This window comes from Vibrio fortis (assembly GCF_000695685.1).
GTDB lineage: Bacteria > Pseudomonadota > Gammaproteobacteria > Enterobacterales > Vibrionaceae > Vibrio > Vibrio fortis_A.
The window spans coordinates 63824-89797 of the sequence record NZ_JFFR01000018.1 but is presented as its reverse complement, the minus strand read 5'-3'; the positions used below and the strand labels follow the sequence as shown (position 1 = coordinate 89797).

Here is a 25974-nt window from a genome sequence, read left to right as displayed (position 1 = left end):
AGTTAAACCACATTCATTTTTTCACTTAAAGGGCACAGCGCCATATGAAAACCGCTAATGAAGCTGTCAGACTAGATAAATGGTTGTGGGCAGCACGCTTTTACAAAACTCGCTCTATTGCTCGCAATATGGTCGATGGTGGTAAAGTCCACTATAATGGTCAACGCAGCAAACCAAGCAAAATCGTAGAACTTGGGGCAGTGATTTCACTGCGTCAAGGCAATGAAGAAAAGACGGTCACGATCGATAAAATTTCCGATCAGCGCCGCGGAGCTCCAGAAGCTCAAACCCTTTATACCGAAACGAAAGAAAGCTTGGCAAAGCGTGAAGCACACGCCCAACAGCGTAAATTACATGCACATAACCCAAGCCCTGAACGTCGTCCTGACAAAAAGCAACGTCGTGACATCATCAAGTTCAAGCATCAATAAGCTAGAAGGAACCGCCAAATGGCAAACAATGTTTTAAATCGCTACCTATTTGAAGACCTATCGGTACGTGGTGAATTGGTACAACTGGACGAAGCGTACCAACAAATTATTTCTAGCAAGGAATACCCAGCGGCTATTCAAAAGCTTCTTGGTGAGCTATTAGTTTCAACGACTCTTCTTACTGCGACTCTAAAGTTTGAAGGCTCTATCACTATGCAACTACAAGGTGATGGCCCAGTATCTCTAGCAGTAATCAATGGTGATCACGACCAGAAGATCCGTGGTGTAGCGCGCTTCGAAGGCGATATCGCTGATGACGCTGGCCTGCATGACCTAATGGGTAAAGGCTACCTAGTGATCACTATCGATCCTAAGAAAGGCGAACGTTACCAAGGTATCGTAGCACTAGAAGGCGACACACTAGCAGACGTTCTTGAAGGCTACTTCGCAAACTCTGAGCAGCTTAAAACACGCCTATGGCTACGTACTGGTGAGCACGAAGGCAAACCACATGCAGCAGGTATGCTTCTACAAGTAATGCCAGACGGTACAGGTACGCCAGATGACTTTGAACATCTAGAGCAGCTAACCGCAACGGTAAAAAATGAAGAACTGTTCTCTCTAGAAGCGAACGAACTTCTATACCGCCTGTACAACCAAGAGAAAGTACAGCTGTTTACGCCTCAACCGGTTGAGTTCTTCTGTGGTTGTTCACGTGAACGCAGTGGCGCAGCTATCATTACTGTGGCTCAAGAAGAGATTTACAGCATCATCAGCACTGAAGGTAGCGTTGCTCTTCACTGTGATTACTGTGGCACAAGCTACGCTTTCGACAAGAACGATGTTGATGCTCTGTTCGCAGAAGCGGCAGATAAAGGCAACAATACGGTTCATTAATTTACGCCGTTCTAAAAACACGTAATTTAAACCAAAAAGGTCAGCGCAAAGCTGGCCTTTTTTGTGATCAAATTAGCGCAAATCTCGTAACATCTCGTAATAAAATCACTGCTTAATTTTAATCAATTAATAATGTTCAAGCCCCTAGCGCAAAGGTTTGCGTACAGGATAGACTAGTTGGGCCAATATGTGACGAGACACTTAAAACCCCATGGAAAATATGGATAATTTTTGAGCTATATCCCTGTTTCCCCCATGTCTCGTTGCTAGCATGGTGAGCAGATAACAACAAAAATTAATACAAAATCCCTACAAAATATCCTACAAGGAGCACCTATGACCGTTATGGAACATACAAAGGCTGCACAAATTGATCTTACTAAACACGGACTTACTGGCGTAACTGAAGTACTACGTAACCCAAGTTATGAACAGCTGTTCGTGGAAGAAACTCTTCCAGGCTTAGAAGGCTACGAAAAAGGCGTAGTTACCGAGCTGGGTTCTGTTGCTGTTGACACTGGTATCTTTACTGGCCGCTCACCAAAAGATAAGTACATTGTTAAAGACGATACGACTCGCGACACTATGTGGTGGTCGGATCAAGGTAAGAATGATAACAAACCGATTACAACTGAAGTGTGGAACGACCTTAAAGAACTCGTGACTACACAGCTATCTGGCAAACGCCTATTTGTAATTGACGGTTACTGTGGTGCTAACCCTGATACGCGCTTGAGCGTACGTATTATCACTGAAGTAGCGTGGCAAGCGCACTTCGTTAAGAACATGTTTATCCGCCCTACTGAAGAAGAGCTGGCAACATTTGAACCAGACTTCGTTGTAATGAACGGCGCGAAAACAACTAACCCGAAATGGCAAGAACACGGCCTAAACTCTGAAAACTTTGTGGCGTTCAACCTGACTGAGCGTGTACAAATCATCGGTGGTACTTGGTACGGCGGTGAGATGAAGAAAGGCATGTTCGCAATGATGAACTACCTACTTCCACTGCAAGGCATCGCTTCTATGCACTGTAGCGCGAACGTCGGCGAGAAAGGCGACGTAGCGGTATTCTTCGGCCTATCAGGTACAGGTAAAACAACGCTATCTACAGACCCTAAACGTCAACTTATCGGTGACGATGAGCACGGTTGGGATGACGACGGTATCTTCAACTTCGAAGGTGGCTGTTACGCGAAGACCATTCGCCTATCGAAAGAAGCAGAACCAGAGATCTACAACGCAATCCGTCGTGATGCACTGCTAGAGAACGTAACGGTACGTGGCGATGGCTCTATCGACTTTGATGATGGCTCTAAAACAGAAAATACTCGCGTCTCTTACCCGATCCACCACATCGATAACATCGTTAAGCCAGTTTCAAAAGCGGGCCACGCGAAGAAGGTTATTTTCCTGACTGCGGATGCATTTGGCGTTCTACCACCAGTTTCTAAGCTGACTCCAGAGCAAACGAAATACCACTTCCTATCTGGTTTCACAGCGAAGCTAGCAGGTACTGAGCGTGGTATCACTGAGCCAACTCCAACGTTCTCTGCAGCGTTTGGCGCAGCGTTCCTAACTCTACACCCAACTCAATACGCAGAAGTACTAGTGAAGCGTATGGAAGCAGCTGGCGCAGAAGCGTACCTAGTAAACACGGGCTGGAACGGCAGCGGTAAGCGTATCTCTATCCAAGATACTCGCGGTATCATCGACGCGATCCTAGATGGCTCAATCGACGATGCAGAAACTAAGGTTATCCCTATGTTCAACCTAGAGGTACCACTAGCACTGCACGATGTTGACCCAACAATCCTAGATCCACGTGATACATACACGGATCCACTACAATGGGAAAGCAAAGCGAAAGACCTTGCGGAACGCTTCATCAACAACTTCGATAAGTACACCGACAACGATGAAGGTAAAGCGCTTGTTTCTGCAGGCCCACAACTGGATTAATTGTTCACTCTGCTCTGAGGGCAAAGCCATAAGGCTAATACCCTCTTAAAAACGATATTTTTGTAGCAAGCCCCTCTTTTGAGGGGCTTTTTTGTTGCCGCAGCGCGTATTTTGTTCCACTCTATTTTGAGCAACGAAGAAATGGAAGGTGCGCTAGGAATGAAAAGAGTCGTCATGGTGGTTGGGATTGTATTGTCTGTCCTCGTCGCAGGTGTCGCAACACTGCTGCTTGGCTTGCAGATCCAGTACCGCACTGATATCGCTAATTTCCTACTCAAGCACTCGATATCTCACCCGATCACAGTCGAAGACGTCGATTATCAGGCGCCTTACCAACTGACGCTGCAAGGCATTACTGCCGACTCAATCGATGATGAGTCCGAACCACTCTATATCGATAAACTTCAACTTTGGCTCAATCCCAATAGTTTTTTCACGGCGCAGCTAGAGCTCGACTCACTGCTTATCAGTGGCGTTCAGTGGCAATCCGAAGAGTTGGACTTACTAAAGACGCAGCTCACTCAGCCACAAATTAAGCTTCATCAACTCGCAATCAACAATCTCGATTTTTCAACACCAGAATTTAGTGCTCGCGATCTTGATATTCAAATCGCGAACCCAGATTGGGCGAACTCACAGCAGTTATTACCCAACGGAAAAATTCAGCTCAAGGCAGGACAGATCTTTTGGCAAAACGAGGCCTTAGACAACTTCCTCATCGATCTCGATCTAAAAACACATGACAGCACTCTCTATGGCGTATCGTTCGACTGGCGCGGCGCTAAGATCTCAGGGCAAGCAGAGCAGTACCCAAGCGGATGGTCTCTGATTAACGTCACCATCGATGGTCTACACCTTAATCAGAAGCAAACTCAACAGTTGCTAAAATCAGAATGGCAGATTCCAAACTTCAACATCAGCCATATCAATAGCCTAGATATCCTGAAAAGTGACATCGCTTGGCAAGACGGTCACCTCGCCGCCTTCAGTGCATCATTTGAAAACATCCAATTGCCTTTCAGGGTATGGCAGCAACAACAGGGTTACTTCTCACTGCAAGCTGAGAGTCTCTCTCTGCAAGACGAGCAGTGGATTGAGCCCAACCTAAAACTGACTCTACAAGACGATCAGATCGAGATTAATGACTTTTACAGCCAATGGCAGCAAGGCAGTGTCCAACTCAATGGTCAAATAGGACCTCGCTCAATCAAGCTCCAAGAGCTGGATGTCCGCGGTGTAAAATGGGTGACAGAATCAGCGGAAGAGCAAGAACCACTTAGAATATTGCAACCTTGGCTGCAAGGAATCGAATCCCTCTCGGTCTCGCGGCTCAATGTCGAGAGAAGCCAACGAATTCAGTTGGCTAACCAGCCATATTGGCAGGTCTCTGGATTACACATAGAGGGTCAAGGGCTGACCTTGATAGAACAAGGGAAATGGGGGCTGTGGGAAGGTGAGTTAAGCGCCAGTGCTAATGATGCAAGCTATCAGAGCATTTTGTCTGCCCAGCCCGTGGTTGAAATGAGCAGCCACCAAGGCCAATGGCAGCTTAAGCGACTGTTTGCTCCACTGAAACAAGGTTACATTGAGGCTCAAGCTACCGTCGATTTCAATCAAGTCAGCCAGCCATGGCAAGCGACCATCAGTGCCGATGGTGTTCCATTGTCGCCCTTCATTCCTTACTTAGCGTTACCTTTTGATGCCTCTGGTATCGGTGAGTTTGAGCTGCAAGTATCTGGTTTAGCAGGCGATGACCTTATGCTCAGACATTCCGCCACAGCGAGCCTAGAAGGCAGTATTCGCAATGGTGTGATTAACTTTGCTTCTAACGACGCCAAAGCTAATGAGCCCCTAGAAAATGAAGCCGTGCCATCCAAGATCGTAAACTTCGAGATCTCAGATATCAAAGCCGACTTAAACCGCGGCCACCTATCATTACCGTCGTTGCACATTATTGGTGCAACACGACAAGACGATCAACCACAGCCTGTAACACTGACTGGTGAAGTCACTGGAGAGCTCGATCTCGTGACACCACAGACGCACAGTTTAACGATTACTCTGTCGAGTGAATGCTACGAAGTTTCTGGTTTAATCACCCAAGCGCAGCTCGTGCACAAAGAGAGCTGCCAATAAAAACGCCACTCAGAGAAGTGGCGTTGTTTAAGAGATTAAAATGTATTATTCCGAGACGTTTTGCGTGGAACTAAGAACCTTTTTATAGTCTGGGATCAGCATGTAAGTTCCCGTGAACTCAACCGCCGCCACATCACCACTGTGAATCGTGACATGGATGATGATTCGCGCCTTGCGCCCGGATGCGAGTCGGTCTAAATCGCCACTAATTCCATCTAGAGAGGTTGAAGCCACTGGGTTCTGCTCAACTGGGTGGCGATAGCGAATGTTGCTGTCAGCCAACACGATATCACCTGTCAGGCCACGCTCTTTCATCAACAGCCACGTCATACCCCACCCCGTCAGTGTCGCCAGAGTAAACGCTGAGCCCGCAAACATGGTGTTATGAGGATTGAGGTTAGGGTTAAGCTGAGCGCTACACTCAAACTGGTAACCTGTGTATTGGTTTATCTTGATGCCCATCTTGTCACTGATAGGAATCTGGTGTTCCCAGCGCTGTTGTAGCTCATTACACCATTCAGGTTTTCGCAGTACGTCTGCCATTGGGTCGAGATGTTTTACCATCTGCTGGTGACGCACTGGACCACGTTGATCGTTAATCTCACCACGACGCTCAAAGCTATTCTTCTCGTAGAATGAAATCGCATCTTCACGCGCATTACACACTAAGCGTTTCGCGCCCTCTTGGCGAGCTAGAGATTCCAGTGCAACCAAGATAAGAGAACCCATACCCTTGCTGCGGCGTGAGTTTTTCACCGCCATATAGCGGATCTGACCTTCGAGATCTGGGGTGATGTAGAGACGACCAATTGCCATCGGTCGACCACGACCATCGACAATCATTCGGTGATGACTCATACCATCATATTCATCACGTTCCGAACCAACCGGCATGCGCCAAGGCTCGCGCAGCATCTGCCAGCGAAAGTGATAATACTTATTGAGTTGATTCTCCGTGGTCGGAGTAATGAGTTTAAACATGCTTATTCCTTTAAGCTTAAACCTGTAGCCAGAATGTCACAGGGCCATCATTGACCAGAGAAACCTTCATATCTGCTGCAAATCGGCCACGTTCCGTTGGCAGTACAGCAGCGCATTGATCCGCGAAGTATTCATAAAGACGCTCAGCATCGGCAGGGTGTGCAGCACGAGAGAATCCAGCACGAGTGCCTTTCTTGGTATCTGCTGGCAACGTAAACTGCGAAACAACCAAGACTTTGCCATCAACCTGTTTCACGTTAAGGTTCATTTTATCCTCTTCATCTCCGAAGACGCGATAAGTCGTCACCCTTTCCATCAAACGTTTCGCTTTAGCTTCGTCGTCGTCTCTCTCTACACCTAGCAACACCAATAAGCCTTTATCGATTTCGCCAACTACCTCTCCATCTACGCGAACGGCAGCTTCACTTACTCTTTGAATCAGTGCTATCACTGTGATTTCCTTTTTCTGGAACTTTTTGATTATCGGTAGAGTGTACCATTTCTTGCGCCTCACTCCACTGTTCACGCTCGCCAAGTGCCGCCGTGACCTCGGCACCCACCAGAACGATCAACCAGCACAAGTAAACCCATACGAATAGGATCGGAATCGCAGCCAGTGCACCATAGATCAACTGGTAAGAAGGAAACTGGGTGATGTAAGCCGCAAAGCCTTTTTTACTCAGTTCAAACAGAAGTGCAGCCACCATTGACCCTGCAGCTGCGTGTGAAAAGTTAATCTTCTTGTTTGGAACCAGCAAGTACAAGCCAAAGAAAGTGAAGAAAGAGAGAATTAATGGCAGCTTGCGAATCACAAAGTTATACAACCCAGAGACAGTCTCGTTTTGTAGCAAGGTAAGCGAAGTCACGTAAGATGTCGCAGCAATACTTGCACCCACTAAGATTGGCCCCAGAGTTAACACCATCCAATACATAGAGAACGAATGCACTGGGCGACGCTTGGCTTTCACTCGCCAAATATAGTTAAGGTTTTTGTCGATGTTCGAGATCAGCATCATCGCTGCAATAAACAGAAATCCACTACCTACTGCCGTCATCTTGCCGGTATTAGCTACGAACTCCTGCAAAGCGTTATGAACCGCATCTCCAGAGGCAGGCACAAAGTTATTGATGATGAATTTCTGAATCACCACTCCAACATCAGCAAACACAGAGAAGGAAGAGAGTATCGACAGCAATACCGCCAACATAGGCACTATCGATAGCAAGGTGATGTAGGCTAAATAGCCCGCATTCACATTCACTCTATCGTGTTTCATTCGCGCCATCAGGTAGTGCGAGAACGCGAGTCCGAGTTCGGTTGTCTTTTGGATCTTCAACTTGTAACTCCCATGTAACTCGTTCATAGTCCTAATAATGTTGATTAATTGTATATAGGAACCAAGGATGCCTTATTTTCTCGCCTTAGTGCTATCTATTTTTACCCTAACGGGATGTCAGTCGGCGTATTACTCCGCTATGGAGCAAGTGGGCTACCACAAGCGTGACATTATGGTCGACCGTGTCGAAGACGCCAAAGAGTCGCAGCAAGATGCTCAAGAAGAGTTCACCAGTGCCCTAGAAGCACTGAGCAGTCTGACCAATTTCAACGGCGGTGACCTTGAAGATATGTACAACAAGATCAACGACAAGTACCAAGACAGCGAAAAGGCAGCACAGAATGTCAGTGACCGCATCTCTGCAATCGAAGATGTCTCGGATGCCCTATTCGCCGAGTGGCAAGATGAACTCGACCTCTACACCAGCGCTTCGCTGCGCCGCTCAAGTGAGCAAAAGCTGCGAGAAACCAAGTCCTCTTATCAAACCATGCTTTCAGCAATGAAGCGTGCAGAGAAGAAAATGGATCCAGTACTCAACACACTGCGCGACAACACGCTCTATCTTAAGCATAACCTAAATGCGAGTGCGGTCGGTTCGTTGCAAGGTGAGTTCATGAGCCTAGAGAAAGATATCGCCTTTGCAATCAAACAGATGAATGAAGCGATTGCCGAGTCAGATAAGTTTCTTGCTCAGCTAAACCAGAAGTAAATAGAACAACTTAATGCAACCTATCATCATTAGTGGCGGCCCTGGTGCGGGGAAAACAACCTTGGTTAACGCACTCGCGCAACGCCACTATGCTACCTTTGCCGAGGCGTCTCGCCAGCTGATTGAACAGCAGAGCCAAATTGAGGGTGGCATATTGCCTTGGGTCGACCTTCCCGGCTTTGCTGCACTCTGTTTAGAAGTAATGAGTCAACAGAAGGCGCAGGCTAGCCAGCACTCAATCGCTTTTCTCGACCGCGCTATTCCTGACATCTGTGGCTATTTGTCTCAAGCAGAGCTAGGGATTGATGAGCAGTACCTAAAGGCGAGTCAGGGTTACCACCCTAAAGTGTTCTTGTGTCGCCCTGAAGCAAGTATTTACGTGCAGGATGAGGTGCGCCCTTACTCGTTTGAGGGTGCGCTAGGGATTCATGACAGCCTAGTCGCACTCTATCAGCAACTCGGATATGAAGTTATTGAGGTGCCGTTTATGGCGGTAGAAGAGCGTGTTCATTTCGTTGAAAGTCATCTAGGAATCAGTAACTAGATTCCAGACATCTCGTTCCTCGATTCTGGAATGACGAACCCATGAATTGAAATAGTATGCGCTCTTCGTATCTCGCATCCCGTTTACTCGAATCTAAACAGACTAACGTCATTCCCTACAGCGAGGCACGAGCATGATAGGAATTCTCTTAAATACCGTGGAAGAAAGATTCCAGACACCTCGCCCCTCGGTTCTGTAATGACGATGGTTAGATTTGGAAGAGGCTCTTCGTATCTCGCATCCCGCTTACTCGCATCTACCCTCATACAAAACAAAAGCCCCGAGCAGCATCGCTACTCGGGGCTTTTTAAATTCAATCAGTTAAATCTGATTATTTCGCTGCACGTGAAGCACGCTTACGATCCGATTCCGTTAGGAACTTCTTACGGATACGGATGCTTTCAGGTGTTACTTCTACTAGCTCGTCGTCATCGATGAATTCTAGAGCTTGCTCAAGAGTCATGATGATTGGCGGAGTAAGAACCTGTGCGTCATCAGTACCAGATGCACGAACGTTCGTTAGCTGCTTACCTTTCAGTACGTTAACTGTTAGGTCGTTGTCACGGCTGTGGATACCAACAACCATGCCTTCGTATACTTCAACACCGTGACCGATGAACATGCGACCACGCTCTTGTAGGTTGAATAGTGCGTTAGTTAGCGCTTTACCCATACCGTTAGAGATTAGTACACCGTTAACACGCTGGCCGATTTCGCCGCCTTTGTGTGGACCGTAGTGATCGAATGTATGGTAAAGAAGACCAGAACCTGAAGTTAGTGTCATGAACTCAGTTTGGAAACCGATTAGGCCACGAGATGGCATAACGAAGTCCATACGTACACGACCTTTACCGTCTGGAGACATGTCAGTCAGCTCACCTTTACGTAGGCCGATGTTCTCCATGATGCCGCCTTGGTGCTCTTCCATAACGTCGATAGTTACAGTTTCGAACGGTTCCATTAGTTGACCATCTTCTTCTTTGATGATTACTTCTGGACGAGATACTGCTAGCTCGAAGCCTTCACGACGCATGTTTTCGATCAGAATAGATAGGTGAAGTTCACCACGGCCTGATACGCGGAATTTGTCTGGATCGTCTGTTTGTTCAACACGTAGTGCAACGTTGTGTACCAGTTCTTTCTCTAGACGCTCAAGGATGTTACGTGAAGTTACGAACTTACCTTCTTTACCAGCGAATGGAGACGTGTTTACTTGGAACGTCATTGTTACTGTTGGCTCATCCACAGACAGTGCTGGAAGCGCTTCTACTGCGTTTTGTGCACAGATAGTGTCAGAGATTTTTAGCTCACCAAGACCAGTGATCGCGATGATGTCACCTGCGTTCGCTTGTTCAACTTCGTGACGCTCAAGACCTAGGTAGCCCATTACTGTGCCAACTTTGCCGTTACGAGTTTTACCGTCTGCGCTTACGATAGTTACTTGCTGGTTTGGTTTAACAGAACCACGAGTTACACGAGCAACACCGATAACACCAACGTAAGAGCTGTAGTCTAGTTGAGAAACTTGCATCTGTAGTGGACCGTCTAGGTCAACTTGTGGTGCTGCTACTTCTTCAACGATAGTTTGGAATAGTGGTTCCATGTCTTCGCCAGTTTCGCCTTCTTCTAGAGAAGCCCAACCGTTAAGTGCTGAAGCGTAAACTACTTTGAAGTCTAGCTGTTCATCAGAAGCACCTAGGTTGTCGAATAGGTCGAATACTTGATCCATAACCCAATCAGGACGCGCGCCTGGGCGGTCGATCTTGTTGATTACAACGATTGGCTTAAGGCCGTGTGCGAATGCTTTTTGCGTTACGAAACGAGTTTGAGGCATTGGGCCATCTACTGCATCAACGATCAGTAGCACAGAGTCAACCATAGACATGATACGCTCTACTTCACCACCGAAGTCCGCGTGTCCCGGAGTATCTACGATGTTGATGCGGTGATCGTTCCAGTCGATTGCTGTGTTCTTAGCAAGGATGGTAATGCCACGCTCTTTCTCGATGTCATTCGAGTCCATTACGCGCTCTTCAGTCTCACCACGAGATTCTAGTGTGCCTGATTGTTGTAGCAGTTTATCAACCAGCGTTGTTTTACCGTGGTCAACGTGCGCGATAATCGCGATATTTCTTAACTTATCAATCTGTGGAGTAGACATGGATTCTCGATTCACTCATAAAAGTAGCCGCACATCACCTCTACAATCAGGGTAAGTGCCACTAGCTTGATTAAAAAAACGGTCAATAATATACCAGATTCTAGCAAAAACCCCAGAAATATGTGATCTGAACCAAAGCCTTTTTCCACAGGCGTTTATTCCCGATAAATAACCGGCCATCAGGCGCCCTCAATTCGAAATGGCTCTGCCTTCCATTTACCTCGGCCAAGCTGGTGAAATCTCTTCGTAAAATGAAAAAGTGGATTGACAACCCATGCAAATCGTTGCTGAATGGTACTCGTTTGTGACTCATTATGGTGCACAACCAAACCATTGCACCACAATCGTGCATCGCATGATCATTTTGGTGCAAAGAAACGCACCAAGAAAAACACAAACAAACTAAACCCTTGAAATTAATGGATTAATTTTTTTGGCACGCTTTTAGCTTTAGTTAAAACAGCATCGATTAATGCACCGAAAGACATTAATCAATGCTAGTTTCGACCGAATCGAGCACAAACCAAATTAATAACACTGGAGGTTATCCAAGATGTCAGTAGAAAACGTACTATCGCTGATCCAAGAGAACGAAGTTAAATTTGTAGACCTACGCTTTACAGATACTAAAGGTAAAGAGCAACATATCTCTCTACCTGCTCACCAAGTTGACGCAGACTTCTTTGAAGAAGGTAAGATGTTTGACGGCTCTTCTGTAGCTGGTTGGAAAGGCATCAACGAATCTGACATGGTAATGATGCCAGACGCATCATCTGCTGTTCTTGACCCATTCACGGAAGATGCAACGCTAAACATCCGTTGTGACATCCTTGAGCCTGCAACAATGCAAGGCTACGACCGTGACCCACGCTCTATCGCAAAACGTTCTGAAGAGTACATGCGCTCTACAGGTATCGCAGACACAGTTCTAATCGGTCCTGAGCCAGAGTTCTTCCTATTCGACGACGTGAAATTTGCAACTGACATGTCTGGTTCTTTCTTCAAGATCGACGACATCGAAGCTGCATGGAACACAGGTTCTGACGTAGAAGGTGGTAACAAAGGTCACCGTCCAGGCGTTAAAGGCGGTTACTTCCCAGTAGCTCCAGTTGATTCATCTCAAGACATCCGTTCTGCAATGTGTCTAGTAATGGAAGAGATGGGCCTAGTTGTTGAAGCGCACCACCACGAAGTAGCAACTGCGGGTCAAAACGAAATCGCAACTCGCTTCAACACGCTAACAACGAAAGCTGACGAAACTCAAATCTACAAGTACGTTGTACACAACGTTGCTCACGCATTTGGTAAAACAGCGACATTCATGCCTAAGCCACTTGTAGGTGACAACGGTTCTGGTATGCACGTTCACCAATCTCTAGCAAAAGACGGTGTTAACCTATTTGCTGGTGACAAGTACGGCGGTCTATCTGAAACAGCACTTTACTACATCGGTGGTGTTATCAAGCACGCTCGCGCTATCAACGCGTTCTCTAACCCAGCGACAAACTCGTACAAGCGTCTTGTACCAGGCTTCGAAGCTCCAGTTATGCTTGCTTACTCTGCACGTAACCGTTCTGCTTCTATCCGTATCCCAGTGGTACCAAGCCCTAAAGCACGTCGTATCGAGCTACGTTTCGGTGACCCAGCAGCGAACCCATACCTATGCTACGCAGCAATGCTAATGGCTGGTCTTGACGGTATTAAGAACAAGATCCACCCAGGCGAAGCTATGGATAAGGATCTATACGACCTACCAGCTGAAGAAGCAGCAGAAATCCCAACAGTAGCGTACTCACTAAAAGAAGCTCTAGAGTGTCTAGATGCTGACCGTGAGTTCCTAACAGCTGGCGGCGTATTCTCTGATGACTTCATCGACTCTTACATCGACCTTAAGTCTCAAGATGTAGAGAAAGTGAACATGACAACTCACCCACTTGAGTTTGAACTGTACTACTCTGTTTAATCTCTGGTAGAGAAGCTTTCTTACTGAAACTCTGTAAGAATCGCTAACTAAATATTAGGCTCGCCTCGCAGGCGGGCCTTTTTTATATTCCTCCTCCCGTATTCGCTTCGTACCATTCCCTATCAAACCAGCTCATTCCGACTGCTATAACGCATGCATTCACAGCATCTGAAAAGGTCATCATCATGAAAGCGATATGGATATTAATTGGGGCAATACTCTCAGGTATGCTGAGTGCTCAAACGGTCTACACCTGGGAAGACGACAATGGTGTGCTGCACTTTAGTGATACACCAGACAACAGCAAAGCCAAGGCACTGGACCTACCCGATGTTCAAGCTGTGGCTCCGGCCCCTAAATTTGATAGCGCCTCGCCAGTTGACCTTAAACCTACAAAGCCTTTGCCAACTGCCACTTCCACTCAGGAAGCATCTACGTCAGATAAGCCTGATACTCCGCCTCCGCTCATGCTGACTTTAATCACTCCTCAGCATGACCAGACCTTGCGCAGCAATCGAGGTTTGATTGCGATTGAAATAGAGCTCAACCGAAAACTGGGTATTGGGGAGCAGCTTCAATTAATGCTAGATGGGCGCCGTTATGGTGCACCGCAAACCAGATCAATATGGGCACTAAAAAACATCGATCGAGGTGCACATACCATTGCTATTCAAGCACATAGAAGCGGCAAGCTTATTGCATCTACTACTCCAGTCACTGTGTTTTTACACCGTGCAACGATCAAGTAGGCCAATGTGCACAAAACAAGCCCAGTTTGTCTGTTTTTCACCGGATACTGACCACTTTAAGGCAACAGATAGGAATTATCTTTAGCTTCTGGTTGAGATGCGCCATACTTGAACTTATCAACGCACCAATTTGGTGCAAGGAAATAATCTCAGTTCAAGGATGCAACAGTGAATCGATCAGCGCAGAGCGACAGCATAGAGACACATCAATTATCTAACGCCATACTCGACAATATGGTGACGGCCACCTTGATGCTCGATGAGCAGCTCTATGTGCGTTATGCCAATCCAGCTGCCGAGCAGCTGTTCTCACAGAGTGCTAAACGCATTGTTGATCACCCACTCAGTCAACTCATTCAGCACGCCTCTCTCGATCTCGCACTACTTACACAGCCTCTGCAGAGTGGTCAAAGCATCACTGACAGCGACGTAACCTTTGTGGTCGATAACCGCCCGCTAATGCTGGAAGTCACCGTCAGTCCAATGACTTGGCAGCGTGAGACTCTGCTGTTGGTAGAGATGCGCAAGATAGACCAGCAAAGACGCCTCAGCCAAGAACTCAACCAGCATGCCCAACAACAGGCGGCCAAGCTTTTGGTGCGCGGTCTAGCTCATGAAATTAAGAACCCACTCGGTGGACTTCGCGGCGCGGCGCAGCTTCTTGGAAAAATGCTGCCAGACCAATCCCTGAACGAATACACCCAAATAATTATCGAGCAGGCCGACCGTTTAAGAGCATTGGTCGACCGCCTACTTGGCCCACAAAAGCCGGGTAAGAAAAGTGAAGAGAACCTCCACCAGATACTGGAGAAGGTGCGCCAATTGGTGGAGTTAGAGTCAGGCTCTTCATTGGTTATTGAGCGTGATTATGATCCGAGCCTACCAGACATCTTGATGGACTCAGCCCAAGTCGAGCAGGCGATGCTCAATATTGTGAGCAATGCGGCGCAGATTTTGAGCTCACAAGAATCGGGCAAAATCACCATTCGCACCAGAACGGTGCATCAGGCGAACATTCATGGGCAGCGACACAAACTCGCGGCACGTATTGAGATCTGCGACAACGGACCGGGCATCCCAGATGAACTCAAAGATACCCTCTTTTATCCAATGGTCAGTGGACGAGAAGGCGGTACAGGCCTTGGATTATCAATCTCGCAAAACTTGATTGACCAACATAACGGCAAAATTGATGTAGAGAGCTGGCCGGGGAACACCACCTTCACCATTTATCTACCGATTTAATAGATTTATCGACATCACCAGAGAGCTGCTTGGGTGGTGTTGGCAACAAGATATAACAGCATAAAAACAACAATGATCATCACAATAGAATTGGCTGCAAAGGAATGGAACTATGAGTAAAGGATATGTATGGGTCGTCGATGACGACAGCTCTATCCGCTGGGTCGTTGAGAAAACGCTCTCTTCGGCGGACATTAAATGTGAAACCTTCGCGGATGCAGAGAGCGTGCTCATGGCACTGGAGCGCGAAACTCCTGATGTCTTAGTCTCAGATATCCGCATGCCGGGTATCGACGGTATCGAGCTACTTAATCAAGTTCAGCAGCGCTCACCGGATCTGCCAGTCATCATCATGACCGCGCACTCGGACCTCGACGCAGCAGTTAACGCTTATCAGAAAGGTGCTTTCGAGTATCTTCCTAAACCATTCGATATCGATGAAACCCTAACTCTGGTTGAACGTGCGATTGCCCACAGCCATGAGCAAAAACGCGAACAAGCCAATGAAGTTGTCGATACCGACGCACCAGAAATCATTGGTGAAGCACCGGCAATGCAGGAGGTTTTCCGAGCCATAGGTCGTCTGTCTCGCTCTTCAATCTCTGTGTTGATCAATGGCGAATCAGGGACAGGTAAAGAGCTGGTTGCCCACGCTCTGCATCGCCACAGTCCACGCGCGACTAAACCGTTTATCGCCCTCAACATGGCCGCCATTCCAAAAGACTTGATCGAATCAGAGCTGTTTGGTCACGAAAAAGGCGCGTTTACCGGTGCCAATAGCGTACGCCAAGGTCGTTTCGAACAAGCTAACGGCGGCACCCTGTTCTTGGATGAGATCGGTGATATGCCACTCGACATCCAAACGCGTCTATTGCGTGTGCTTTCAGATGGACAGTTCTACCGTGTTGGTGGTCATTCCGCGGTGAAGGTCGATGTTCGTATCGTTGCAGCAACCCACCAAGACTTAGAACGTTTGGTACACGAAGGCGACTTCCGTGAGGATCTGTTCCACCGTCTCAACGTCATTCGTATCCATATCCCAGCACTGCGCGAACGTAAGCAGGACATCGAAAAACTAACGCAACATTTCCTGAGCTCAGCTGCAGAAGAGCTTGGCGTTGAGGTGAAAGCGCTTCACCCAGAGACCATCGCTAAGCTCAACCAACTCAACTGGCCTGGTAACGTGCGCCAGCTAGAGAATATCTGTCGCTGGCTGACAGTAATGGCGAGTGGTAGCGAAATACTGCCATCAGATCTTCCGCCAGAATTGCTCGAAGAGAAAACGGTTACCACCAGCGATAGCGGGGATAGTTGGCAGAATCTTCTAGCGAATTGGGCAAAATGTGCGCTGGATTCCGGAGAAAAAGAGCTGCTCTCTTATGCGCTTCCAGAGTTTGAACGTATACTACTTGAAGCGGCTTTGAACCATACTAATGGTCACAAACAAGATGCTGCGAAAGTGCTCGGTTGGGGACGAAATACCCTAACTAGGAAGCTAAAAGAGTTGTACTAGCTTAGATATGCTCAAAATTGCAGTTACTTTTTAATCAAAAAAGTGTCGCTTGACTGGGATGGAGTCGGTACAATTACAGTACAACATACAAAAGTTTTAGTCGTCGATGTCCATAAAAACCCAAATTACACTCAGAACCGCAGTGGTTTTGCCGTTCGTGATGATTTTTCTCTTCACCATCGGTGTAATGGTTTTTACTCAGAAGAGCAGTTATGAGGAAATGGTTCGTGATGTCAGTGCGCGTCAATTAACGTCACTGACAGAGAATGTTCACAAGAGCCTAGCTGAATTCCTAGAGAAGCCCTTTCACGCAAACCTGTCTCTAAGTCATAATATTGGATATCACCAACTCTACCACCCAGGTAACCTGCGTGAAGTTCAAGACTACATTCTGCAGAGCTTCTCTGGGCATTTCTCGACCATCGAACAACTGGATGTGATCGGCTTTGGTTCTGAAGACAGCAATTACGTTGGCTTTCGTAAAGAGGCCAATAACGGCTATACGCTGATGGTTCAAGATGACCGTACTCAGAATCAGCTGGTCATCTATCGTGGCGGTAAAATCAGTGACGATATTCGCTCGGTTATCTCGAATTACGACCCACGTGTTCGTCCTTGGTACACACCTGTTGCGCACCAAACCAAGCCTGCGTGGTCAACGATTTACACCAATGCTGATGAAAGGCAGGAGATTACGCTCTCTGCCCTTGCACCGATTTACGACCAAGGTGAGTTTAAAGCGGTCATCGTTAGCGACATTAAGATCGACACCTTCAATGCCTTTCTAAAACAGCTAAAAGACAAGACTAACGCCTCTGTTTACATCATGGACAAAGAGCAGCGTATGGTGGCGCACTCTGATGGTGGCAGCGTGGTCTCTTGGGGTAATACCCGTCACTCCGATCGTGGTGAAAGACTGCTGGCATCGGAGAGCCCGAACCCAATCATTCGCGAAAGTGCCTCCCACGTCGACCAATTCCACCTAACTGATGATCAGCAAGTACACCGTTTTAGTTTCGATCTCGACGGCGAGCGCTTCTACAACCAGATCACCCCTTATTCTGATGAACACGGTATTACATGGTTCATTGGTATGTCGATTCCTAAAACCGACCTACTGGGTAAGCTGCCAGAGAATCAACGTAATAGTTGGCTTCTAGGTTTACTGCTGAGCTTTGTTGGTATCACTTTGGGGCTACTCGCATTTAATCGCGTTACCCGACCAATCACCTCAACCGCGGATGCAGCCAAGCAACTCGCGAGAGGCGATTGGGAAAGTACCATGCCGCGACCGGGCAACATCTACGAAACCAGTATGTTGGTTGAGGCGTTCAATGAGATGACCAACAATCTCAAGTCCTCATTCAATGCGCTACAAACCCAGCTTACCTATGACTCACTAACTAAGTTGTATAGCCGTGAAGGTATAGTGGATGCTGCGAAAAAGCTCAACATCGCCAATACTGGCACCCTGTATCTGGTGGGTATTGATCGCTTCCGCGACATCAACGACAGCCTTGGACACTACAATGGTGACCAACTGCTGATCATTGCTGCTGCTCGCCTGCGAGGTATCTTGCCAGAGCACTACCTACTGGCTCGTACTGGTGGTGATGAATTCGCAATCTACGCATCGGACGTGACAGGCCAAGAGGCAGTGAGCCTATTAGCGAACCGACTGCTGCAGACATTCGCTTCCCCTTTCTGTATGGAATCAGAAAATGTGGTGGTCAACATTTCGATTGGTATTGTTCAGCAGTGCGAAGACAGTGATATGACTCTGTGGCTGCGTAATAGCAGTATCGCCTTGAGTAACGCAAAACAGGACAAGGCGCGCTTTAGCATCTATAGCCCTGAAATGGCTAATGCCTCAAGACATCGTACAAAGATGTTGGCTCGTATCAATAAAGCAATTGAGAAGAAGCAGTTTGAACCCTTCTACCAACCAATCATCGACCTAGAGACAGGCACAACCATTGGTGCAGAAGCACTGGCTCGTTGGGTAACGGAGCAAGGTGTCATCGCACCGTTGGAGTTTATCCCATTAGCGGAAGAGACCGGACTTATCAGTGATATCGGCCAACAGATTCTGCACAAATCCTGTCGTGATACCGCGATCGCGATTGAAACCGGCATGTGGGCACCTGATTTCTCAATCCACGTTAACTTAGCCGTTGATCAACTGAGCCAAGCAGGCTTTGTTGATCAGGTTAAAACCACGCTGCGCAATACTAAGCTCCCTGCTCGTAATCTCACCTTGGAGATCACCGAGTCGCACATCGTCGATAACGACCCAACCATCATTGAGAATATGTTGGCCCTTAAGGCTCTGGGGATCTCAATTGCGATTGATGACTTTGGTACCGGCTACTCTTCGCTAGCCTACCTGCAAAAGCTGCCATTTGATTGTTTGAAGATCGATCGCAGCTTCGTCAATAAGCTAGAGAAAGAGAACCTTGATAGTTCAATCGTGGCTGCGATTGTGAATATTACTCGCGGCTTTAAGGTGAACTTGGTGGCTGAAGGCGTTGAAACCCAACAGCAGGCTGATTTGCTTAAGCAGCTGAAATGCCCACAAGCACAAGGCTTCCTTTACAGTCGCCCGTTGCCATTCGATGAGTGGCCACATCAGCTGAATTAGCAGCCATATTGCTCGTGATAGAATAAAAAAATGCCAGCATCGCAATGCTGGCATTTTTTATTAGGAAAACAGATATTAGAAAAGCAGAGTTCTCTTAGATAACGCGAGAGAACTGCTGCTGACGCGCTTTGGCACGTAAGTACTTATCGAAACACATACAGATGTTACGAATCAGTAGTCGACCACGCAGGGTCACACGGATCTCTTTGTCATCCACTTCAACCAACTCATCGTTAATGAAGGTTTGTAGTAGCTCTAAATCTTCTTTGAAGTAGCGATTAAAGTTCACTGAGAATTCAGACTCAATCTGGGTCTTATCCAGTTTAAAGTTACAGATCAGCTGTTTAATCACTTCGCGACGCAATAGGTCGTCGTTATCCAGAGCCACACCCTTCCATAGAGCATGACGCAGTTCGTTCACTTGAGCGTAATACTTCTTCAACTCTTTCTGGTTCTGAGCGTAAGCGTCGCCCACCATAGAGATAGCCGATACACCAAAGCCAATCAGGTCACACTCACCTTGTGTTGTGTAGCCTTGGAAGTTACGGTGAAGGATACCCTCACGCTGAGCTACCGCTAGCTCATCTTCAGGCAGAGCAAAGTGGTCCATACCGATGAACTGGTAACCTGCACCTGTTAGCGTCGCGATAGTATCTTGCAGAATCGCCATCTTCTCTTCTGCTTTTGGTAGATCTTCGTCTTTAATCTTGCGCTGAGCCGCAAACAGTTGAGGCATGTGAGCGTAGTTAAATACCGATAAACGACCCGGCTTCATCTCGAGCACTTGCTTCAATGTTTCAGCAAATAGCGCTTGAGTCTGCTTTGGTAGGCCGTAGATAAGGTCCAGGTTAGTTGAGCGGAAACCAAGGTCTTTGGCACGCTGCACCATAGCAATAATGAACTCTTCATCTTGCTCACGGTTAACCAGCTTCTGTACTTCTTTGTTGAAGTCCTGAACACCAATACTCAGACGGTTAAAGCCTTCACTGCGCAGGTGGTCAAGCATATCTAGCTCAATCTCACGCGGGTCAACTTCAATACTGATCTCAGCATCTTGAGTAAAGTTGAACTCATCGCGCAGAATCATCATCAAGCGAGTGATTTGTGCTTTGCTCAAGAAGGTTGGTGTACCACCACCAAAGTGCAGCTGTGTCACTTCACGCCCTTGCAGTAGTGCAGCGCGTTGGCGGATCTCATGTTCAATGACATCCAAATACTCATCAGCCTTATGTGAGTGACGAGTAATCACCTTGTTACAACCACAGTAGTAACAAAGCTTGTGACAGAACGGGATATGTACGTAAAGAGAAAGCGGGCGCTCAGGGTACTGAGTACACGCCATGTCATAATCAGAGACCGTGAAAGCTTCATGGAACTCCAATGCAGTTGGATAAGAGGTGTAACGCGGACCAGAATAGTTGTACTTGTCTAAGATGGCTTGATCCCAAACGATTTGCTGGCTCGTTACTGCTGGCTTGCTCGACATGATGGTATTTCCAATTTAGATCCGCGAATACTGATGTACTCTCAAATCATTTTACATACATTAAAATATAGACGGGTTATTTTGCCACACGACTTGTAAGGACGTTTGACCGCTAATCGCTTTTTGAACACCAATGCTCAAAATTGATAGCTTGATCACTAACCGACTTAGGGGATGTAAGATAACACAAAGGTAAGAGGGCTTATTTGATGTGACACCACACCACATAAGCCCTTTTTATTAGATCATCTGAATGTTGATTTGGTTATTAAGCGGTTTTACTTTCTTCTGTAACTGCTTCAACTCTTCAATGATGGATTCGTTCAAGCGTGACTCGGCTTTTTGTCGAGCCAGGTTCTGCTTCATACGCTCTCGCTTCGGAAGATTTTGTCGATCTTCACCACGCGCCATGTCCTTAACCACATGATACAACTCAGAGGTCGCAGGGTATTCGGCGTCGAAATCGACACGTTCATCGCCCTGAACAAAGTCCATGATGTTGTACACGCGGATACTAATCTCTGACAAATCACACTGACCTTGAATGCCGGCAAGGCATAAGGTGTTCACGTTGTCGAAGATGTTCGCGTTACGCTTCTCGATGGCTAGAGCTTTATGCTGCTTTTGCAACTCCGTCTGCTTCTTCACTTGAAGTAGAAGGTAACCTGCGTAACAGCCCAAGCCGAGAACGATAATTCCGCCAGCAATTGCTAATAAGGTTACATTCATAGGTTCTTAGCCTTTAAAGTTATCGAGATCGATGTCTTCAAACTGCGACAGTAGGTCTTCATCTGAAGAGGCTTTCTTAGATACAGACTCAGGAAGGTCATCAAACACCTCTTCCTCTTCTGGCTCAAGTAGTCCTAGGCGATCCATTAGGAACTCAATACGATCCAGCTTCTCGTCTACCAGTTTCTGTAGACCTGCACCCAAGTTTTCGCCCGCTTCTAGACGGTCAAGCAAGGTGTTCAGTTGTGCATCGTTCTCAAGCATTTCTAGCTCTTGTTCAAACGACAACTTACGCTCTTGTTTGGTCGGCTTCTTAACCGGTTCGATCACCAATGGAATCTTTTTCTTGCTGCCTAGACGTGGGTCGCGGTTTTGTGCAGCTTTACGCTGTTTCGCTTCGCCACCGTCTGAGTGACGGCTACCTGATTTTAAACCTTTACGTTTCTTCAGGCGCTTACGCTCACGTCCCTCAACATCCGATTCGCTACGGTTGCGAGTTACGATCACTTCAGGAGCACCGTAAGCTCCTGGCTTTCTTGATTTTTTGCTACGGCTCATTACTGGGTCTTCCTCAGTAAAATTACATCATTTCCAACAAATTCGAGTTCGAGCTTATCCCGCTCAGCCAAAAACTGGAATGTTTGGCGGCTAAAAAAGACCACATGCGTCGGATCATTCTTATAGTGCCAACCAGCAAACGCGTCCACGTCAATTACTAGCTTGGTCATAAGACCAATCCAGCCCTCTGGCTTAACTAAATTCAACCATTGCTGCCACACCTTATCGGGTTCATAAAGATGTTCAATCACCTCGGTGGCAGTCATAAAGTCATACGTCTTATCGAGAACGGCGCGCTCTGGATGATAGTAGATGTCGTACAACTCCATGGTGTGTCCAGCTTCTTCTAACATGATAGATAGCGTAGGGCCTGGGCCACAACCAAAATCTAACCCGTGTGAGTTAGATGAAATTCTGTCTGTTAATGGGTCGGCAATGCGCGACAAGAACTTACGATAGCCAGCATCACTGGGATCATTCTCATGCAGATCGTAGTGTGCTTTCTCTTCGCTTGCTTCTAACCTTTGGTTAGGTTTTACAAATACCAACTCACATTGCTGACACTGCAGATACTCTCTGCGTTTATCTTCAAAGTAGTGATGCACATCGTGATGATGGCATAAGGGACAAGTATACATAGCACATCCTTAAACAGGGATGCGAAACATACCAGAAAGTGCGTTTAGAGTGGAGAGATATTGGGTGTTTTTTCATCAAATCAATAAAAAAAGCGATAGGAAAACCTATCGCTCTCTAAATCTGCCTATATTGGCCAAAATTTGCATACTCAACTTGGTACACAAATCTCCATTTGTTATTGGTGCTTTCCTTGCCAAATTTGTTTTTTGTTCATCACCCTGATGAATTTTGGCTATCCGTTTCTAACACCTTGTCGCTGGGCTATCCTAGCCTGATCCTTTTCTGTCTATACCGTTAGACTAGACGATCATCCATATCGATTTCAGCTCCAAGCTGATGGCGCATACTCTACTCACTTATCAAAAAACGACAAGAGCGCAACTTCACACTTTTTGTACAGCTCTTGAACACTCATAAAGAATGCCAATTTGATCACACCACACATAATGTAAGGCTATATAAAAGACAACGCCCCAGCCAATCATGGCCAGGGCGCATCCTAAATCTTGCTCGAACGTACATTTCTTTGCTCTTACTTAAGAGCGAGAAACCGACAAATTAGTGTAGACCACCAACGTACTTCGATAAGGTTTCAATATCTGCGTCTGTTAGCTTTTTAGCTACATCGCGCATCATCGCGTTCATGTCGTTGTTACGGCTACCATCGCGGAATTTCTCAAGCTGTGCCTTGATGTATTCTGCATGCTGACCAGAAATCTTAGGGAAACCAGATAGCTCTGTACCGTTACCACGAGGGCCGTGACAAGCAATACACGCCGTTACGCCACGTTCAGCGTCACCCGCTGTGTATAGAACCTTACCCTCTTCTACTACGTTTTCTGGCGTAGAGTTGTTAGAGATAGGCAGAGATGCGTAATATGCAGCTAGGTCAGCCATGTCTTGTTCAGACAGAGGCATCGCCATTGCACCCATTACAGGTTCATTACGACCTTGTTTACCACCACTAGTCATACCTAACTTGAGATCTTTTAACTGCTTCTCAAGGTATTTCTCATGTTGACCAGCCAGTTTAGGGTACTGTGTGATCAGACTGTTGCCGTCAGCACCGTGGCAGGCAACACATGTTTGTGATTTGGCTTTACCAGCTTCAATACTACCTTGAGCCCATACTGAGCAGCTGGCTAATAGACTCAAAATTAGCGCTAATTTCTTCATGACATTCCATTATAATTATCAAGCTTCCAGTACCACTCTATGTTGCCACTCATGGTACAATAGGCGACCTTATGCCGAGCACGGTTATTTTACACAAATTCACAAAAAAGTAATCAATCGACTACACAAAGTCGAGATGGAGTTAACAGTGAGCGTAAAAATTCATTATCAAAACACGCATTTCATTACCAGTGCACCTGATATTCGTCACTTACCAGAAGACGAAGGGATCGAAATTGCGTTCGCAGGACGCTCCAATGCTGGTAAATCTAGCGCACTAAATCGCGTGACAAACCAAAAAAGTCTAGCGAAAACCAGTAAGACCCCAGGTCGTACTCAACTGATCAACCTGTTCAAGGTGACTGACGGTTGTCATATCGTCGATTTACCGGGGTACGGCTTCGCACAAGTACCACTAGAAATGAAGAAAAAGTGGCAGAAGTCACTGGGTGAATACCTTCAAAAGCGTGAATCGTTAAAAGGTTTGGTGGTATTGATGGATATCCGCCACCCAATGAAGGACCTTGACCAACAGATGATCTACTGGGCTATCGATAGCCGCATTCCAGTACAAGTTCTGCTAACTAAGGCCGACAAGCTAAAACAAGGCGCACGCAAGGCACAACTACTTAAGATTCGTAAAGATGCACAATCTTTCGGTGGTGATGTTGCTGTTGACGTGTTCTCTTCGCTAAAAGGCATCGGCGTTGACCAACTACGCAACAAGATGGACGAATGGTTCGCACCTGCGCTTGCTGAGCAAATGATCGATGAGCTTGCAGAAGAAGAGCGTAACGACGAAGCTTAAAATAGACACATTCGTTAGCTTTGATGAATAAAAGACTTACCCTTCTTATATAAGCGGGGTATTTTTTTACCTAATTTTAATCGGTTAGCGCTCTGAAGTGAGCCATACTAAAAGTCAGAAATAGAATAAATAGATGATAACAATGGTTAGATCGCTGTTATCTAACTTAATAGTGGTAAAGGAAGGCTCATGTTAAAAAAATGGACACCACTGCGATTTTTGGCCCTTGTCAGTTTGCAGATACCGTTGTTGTTAATGCCACTATCGTTACATGCTGAAGAGACCCAGGCTCCGCCGCCAGCTCTAATGAATGTCGACATGACACTCGACCTCGATGGTATGGAGAAATACGCAAAAGAAGCCAGCCAGTCGCTACAAGTCATTTCAGAGTCACTGCAGTCCATCGTCAATAACCCAAATCTCAGTGAAGACCAACAACAGGCGCTCAATGAAACGATCGCCAGCATTAACCAATTGAGCGCATCCACAACTCAATCACTCAATCACCTTCCCGAAGTGTTTGAACACTCACGAAAGACCTTCCAGCAGACCAGCCAAACCCTACTTGACGATATCCAAAGCAAAATCTTGATTGCCTTAATCGCTATCGTTGGCGTCATCATCTTGGCTTTGATTGCTATCTATCTACTGATTCTGAAACCTATGCAGCACACCCTCGTCCAAGCCACCAGCAATATCTCGGCGATGGCGCAATCCATCCAGATCACTGCAGAAGCGTTGAAATACAGCACCGACAAACAACAGTACTTAATGGAAGCCATTGATCAGAAAAGCGATGCTAAGGAAGAGTTAACGACTGAAGAGCAGAACAAATAAAGCAGCAACAATCACGAAATCGCTGCACACCCCAGACTTAACAAGGTTATTTTCCCAGATAAAACAAGGCTAAATGGCTTTGATGAAAAGTTACATTTTGATCGCTTTATTCCACAAACATCAAATCATAGCGTATTTGTCGATGAGACTGTTTTGGAGCTGATAGACAAGCGAAAGGTGAGTTAGGACACGAAATATCGACGAAAAAAGTGGAGATGAAAAATTTTCTTCCGCGCAAGAAAAAACGCCCCAGTCAAATACTGACTGGGGCGGCTGAATCAGCCTAATCCAATAACGTGAAACAAAAGGTCTGAAAGATAGAACATCTTACCTCTGTACCCTACGAGATTTAATGTACAACAATTGCTCAGAAATGAAAACAATTTTTGTAGTTTTTTTTCATGAATGTTTTATTAAAACACTTCGAACGCTTGAAGTAGCTAGCTTTATTCATGACAAAAAAAAGCCAGTG

General features: G+C 46.6%; 22 protein-coding genes. 13 read left to right on the top strand and 9 right to left on the bottom strand.

All coding sequences use genetic code 11. The features are described from left to right. Positions 1–44: 44 nt before the first annotated feature. The 4 genes from hslR to VFDL14_RS12325 all read left to right on the top strand — a co-directional run bounded on the left by hslR (position 45) and on the right by VFDL14_RS12325 (position 5426). A complete protein-coding gene (gene hslR / locus VFDL14_RS12310; RefSeq protein ID WP_032551104.1) occupies positions 45–431 on the top strand; it encodes a ribosome-associated heat shock protein Hsp15 in 387 nt (128 codons plus the stop codon). A gap of 18 nt (positions 432–449) precedes the next feature. Next, positions 450–1328, top strand: coding sequence for an Hsp33 family molecular chaperone HslO (hslO, locus tag VFDL14_RS12315; protein WP_032551102.1), 879 nt, complete (start codon positions 450–452; stop codon positions 1326–1328). Between the two features lie 336 nt (positions 1329–1664). Beyond that, positions 1665–3290, top strand: a complete 1626-nt coding sequence (gene pckA, locus VFDL14_RS12320; RefSeq protein ID WP_032551101.1) for a phosphoenolpyruvate carboxykinase (ATP) — start codon at positions 1665–1667, stop codon at positions 3288–3290. Between the two features lie 159 nt (positions 3291–3449). Further along, the gene (locus tag VFDL14_RS12325) at positions 3450–5426 is read left to right on the top strand and encodes an AsmA family protein (RefSeq protein WP_032551250.1); all 1977 of its coding nucleotides are present in this window, start codon (positions 3450–3452) and stop codon (positions 5424–5426) included. Between the two features lie 45 nt (positions 5427–5471). On the opposite strand, the gene VFDL14_RS12330 is transcribed toward VFDL14_RS12325, so the two are convergent. Genes VFDL14_RS12330 through VFDL14_RS12340 form a run of 3 tightly spaced genes read right to left on the bottom strand, consistent with a single transcriptional unit; the run spans position 5472 to position 7771 of the window. After that, a complete protein-coding gene (locus tag VFDL14_RS12330; protein WP_032551099.1) occupies positions 5472–6407 on the bottom strand; it encodes a bifunctional GNAT family N-acetyltransferase/hotdog fold thioesterase in 936 nt (311 codons plus the stop codon). A 16-nt stretch (positions 6408–6423) separates the two neighbouring features. Beyond that, positions 6424–6858, bottom strand: a complete 435-nt coding sequence (gene dtd, locus VFDL14_RS12335; protein ID WP_032551097.1) for a D-aminoacyl-tRNA deacylase — start codon at positions 6856–6858, stop codon at positions 6424–6426. Beyond that, positions 6830–7771, bottom strand: a complete 942-nt coding sequence (locus VFDL14_RS12340) for a virulence factor BrkB family protein (RefSeq protein ID WP_032551096.1) — start codon at positions 7769–7771, stop codon at positions 6830–6832. Before VFDL14_RS12340 ends, dtd begins: the two co-directional genes overlap by 29 nt. A gap of 40 nt (positions 7772–7811) precedes the next feature. Between VFDL14_RS12340 and VFDL14_RS12345 the strand changes: the two genes are divergently transcribed. Next, positions 7812–8453: a DUF2959 domain-containing protein gene (locus VFDL14_RS12345; RefSeq protein ID WP_032551094.1), complete on the top strand. Its 642-nt coding sequence runs from the start codon at positions 7812–7814 to the stop codon at positions 8451–8453. A gap of 13 nt (positions 8454–8466) precedes the next feature. Next, positions 8467–8997, top strand: coding sequence for an AAA family ATPase (locus VFDL14_RS12350; protein WP_032551093.1), 531 nt, complete (start codon positions 8467–8469; stop codon positions 8995–8997). A 331-nt stretch (positions 8998–9328) separates the two neighbouring features. On the opposite strand, the gene typA is transcribed toward VFDL14_RS12350, so the two are convergent. After that, positions 9329–11158 carry a translational GTPase TypA gene (gene typA, locus VFDL14_RS12355; RefSeq protein WP_032551091.1) on the bottom strand — a complete coding sequence of 610 codons (1830 nt, stop codon included), beginning with the start codon at positions 11156–11158 and terminating at the stop codon, positions 9329–9331. 553 nt (positions 11159–11711) lie between these two features. Here typA and glnA point away from each other — a divergent pair. The 5 genes from glnA to VFDL14_RS0123175 all read left to right on the top strand — a co-directional run bounded on the left by glnA (position 11712) and on the right by VFDL14_RS0123175 (position 19269). Continuing rightward, the gene (gene glnA / locus VFDL14_RS12360; protein WP_032551090.1) at positions 11712–13121 is read left to right on the top strand and encodes a glutamate--ammonia ligase; all 1410 of its coding nucleotides are present in this window, start codon (positions 11712–11714) and stop codon (positions 13119–13121) included. Between the two features lie 185 nt (positions 13122–13306). After that, positions 13307–13870: a DUF4124 domain-containing protein gene (locus VFDL14_RS12365; protein WP_032551089.1), complete on the top strand. Its 564-nt coding sequence runs from the start codon at positions 13307–13309 to the stop codon at positions 13868–13870. Between the two features lie 168 nt (positions 13871–14038). Continuing rightward, entirely contained in the window at positions 14039–15115 is a 1077-nt protein-coding gene (gene glnL / locus VFDL14_RS12370; RefSeq protein WP_032551088.1) for a nitrogen regulation protein NR(II), read from the top strand. 112 nt (positions 15116–15227) lie between these two features. Then, the gene (gene glnG / locus VFDL14_RS0123180; protein WP_032551086.1) at positions 15228–16628 is read left to right on the top strand and encodes a nitrogen regulation protein NR(I); all 1401 of its coding nucleotides are present in this window, start codon (positions 15228–15230) and stop codon (positions 16626–16628) included. Positions 16629–16734: 106 nt separating this feature from the next. Beyond that, positions 16735–19269 (top strand): EAL domain-containing protein, encoded by a 2535-nt coding sequence (locus VFDL14_RS0123175; protein ID WP_032551085.1) that lies wholly within the window; start codon positions 16735–16737, stop codon positions 19267–19269. Between the two features lie 94 nt (positions 19270–19363). On the opposite strand, the gene hemN is transcribed toward VFDL14_RS0123175, so the two are convergent. The 5 genes from hemN to VFDL14_RS12395 form a co-directional block, all read right to left on the bottom strand. Next, the gene (gene hemN, locus VFDL14_RS12375) at positions 19364–20755 is read right to left on the bottom strand and encodes an oxygen-independent coproporphyrinogen III oxidase (RefSeq protein ID WP_032551084.1); all 1392 of its coding nucleotides are present in this window, start codon (positions 20753–20755) and stop codon (positions 19364–19366) included. Between the two features lie 240 nt (positions 20756–20995). After that, entirely contained in the window at positions 20996–21484 is a 489-nt protein-coding gene (locus tag VFDL14_RS12380) for a DUF2489 domain-containing protein (RefSeq protein ID WP_032551083.1), read from the bottom strand. Positions 21485–21490: 6 nt separating this feature from the next. Continuing rightward, positions 21491–22042 (bottom strand): Der GTPase-activating protein YihI, encoded by a 552-nt coding sequence (gene yihI, locus VFDL14_RS12385; protein ID WP_032551082.1) that lies wholly within the window; start codon positions 22040–22042, stop codon positions 21491–21493. Next, positions 22042–22680 carry a class I SAM-dependent methyltransferase gene (locus tag VFDL14_RS12390; RefSeq protein WP_032551080.1) on the bottom strand — a complete coding sequence of 213 codons (639 nt, stop codon included), beginning with the start codon at positions 22678–22680 and terminating at the stop codon, positions 22042–22044. Before VFDL14_RS12390 ends, yihI begins: the two co-directional genes overlap by 1 nt. Before the next feature lie 559 nt (positions 22681–23239). Continuing rightward, a complete protein-coding gene (locus tag VFDL14_RS12395; RefSeq protein ID WP_032551078.1) occupies positions 23240–23857 on the bottom strand; it encodes a c-type cytochrome in 618 nt (205 codons plus the stop codon). A gap of 148 nt (positions 23858–24005) precedes the next feature. On the opposite strand from VFDL14_RS12395, the gene yihA reads away from it, so the two are divergent. Both yihA and VFDL14_RS12405 read left to right on the top strand, forming a co-directional pair. Next, a complete protein-coding gene (yihA, locus tag VFDL14_RS12400) occupies positions 24006–24665 on the top strand; it encodes a ribosome biogenesis GTP-binding protein YihA/YsxC (protein WP_032551077.1) in 660 nt (219 codons plus the stop codon). 189 nt (positions 24666–24854) lie between these two features. Next, the gene (locus VFDL14_RS12405; RefSeq protein ID WP_050487412.1) at positions 24855–25502 is read left to right on the top strand and encodes a hypothetical protein; all 648 of its coding nucleotides are present in this window, start codon (positions 24855–24857) and stop codon (positions 25500–25502) included. The last annotated feature ends 472 nt before the right edge of the window (positions 25503–25974 follow it).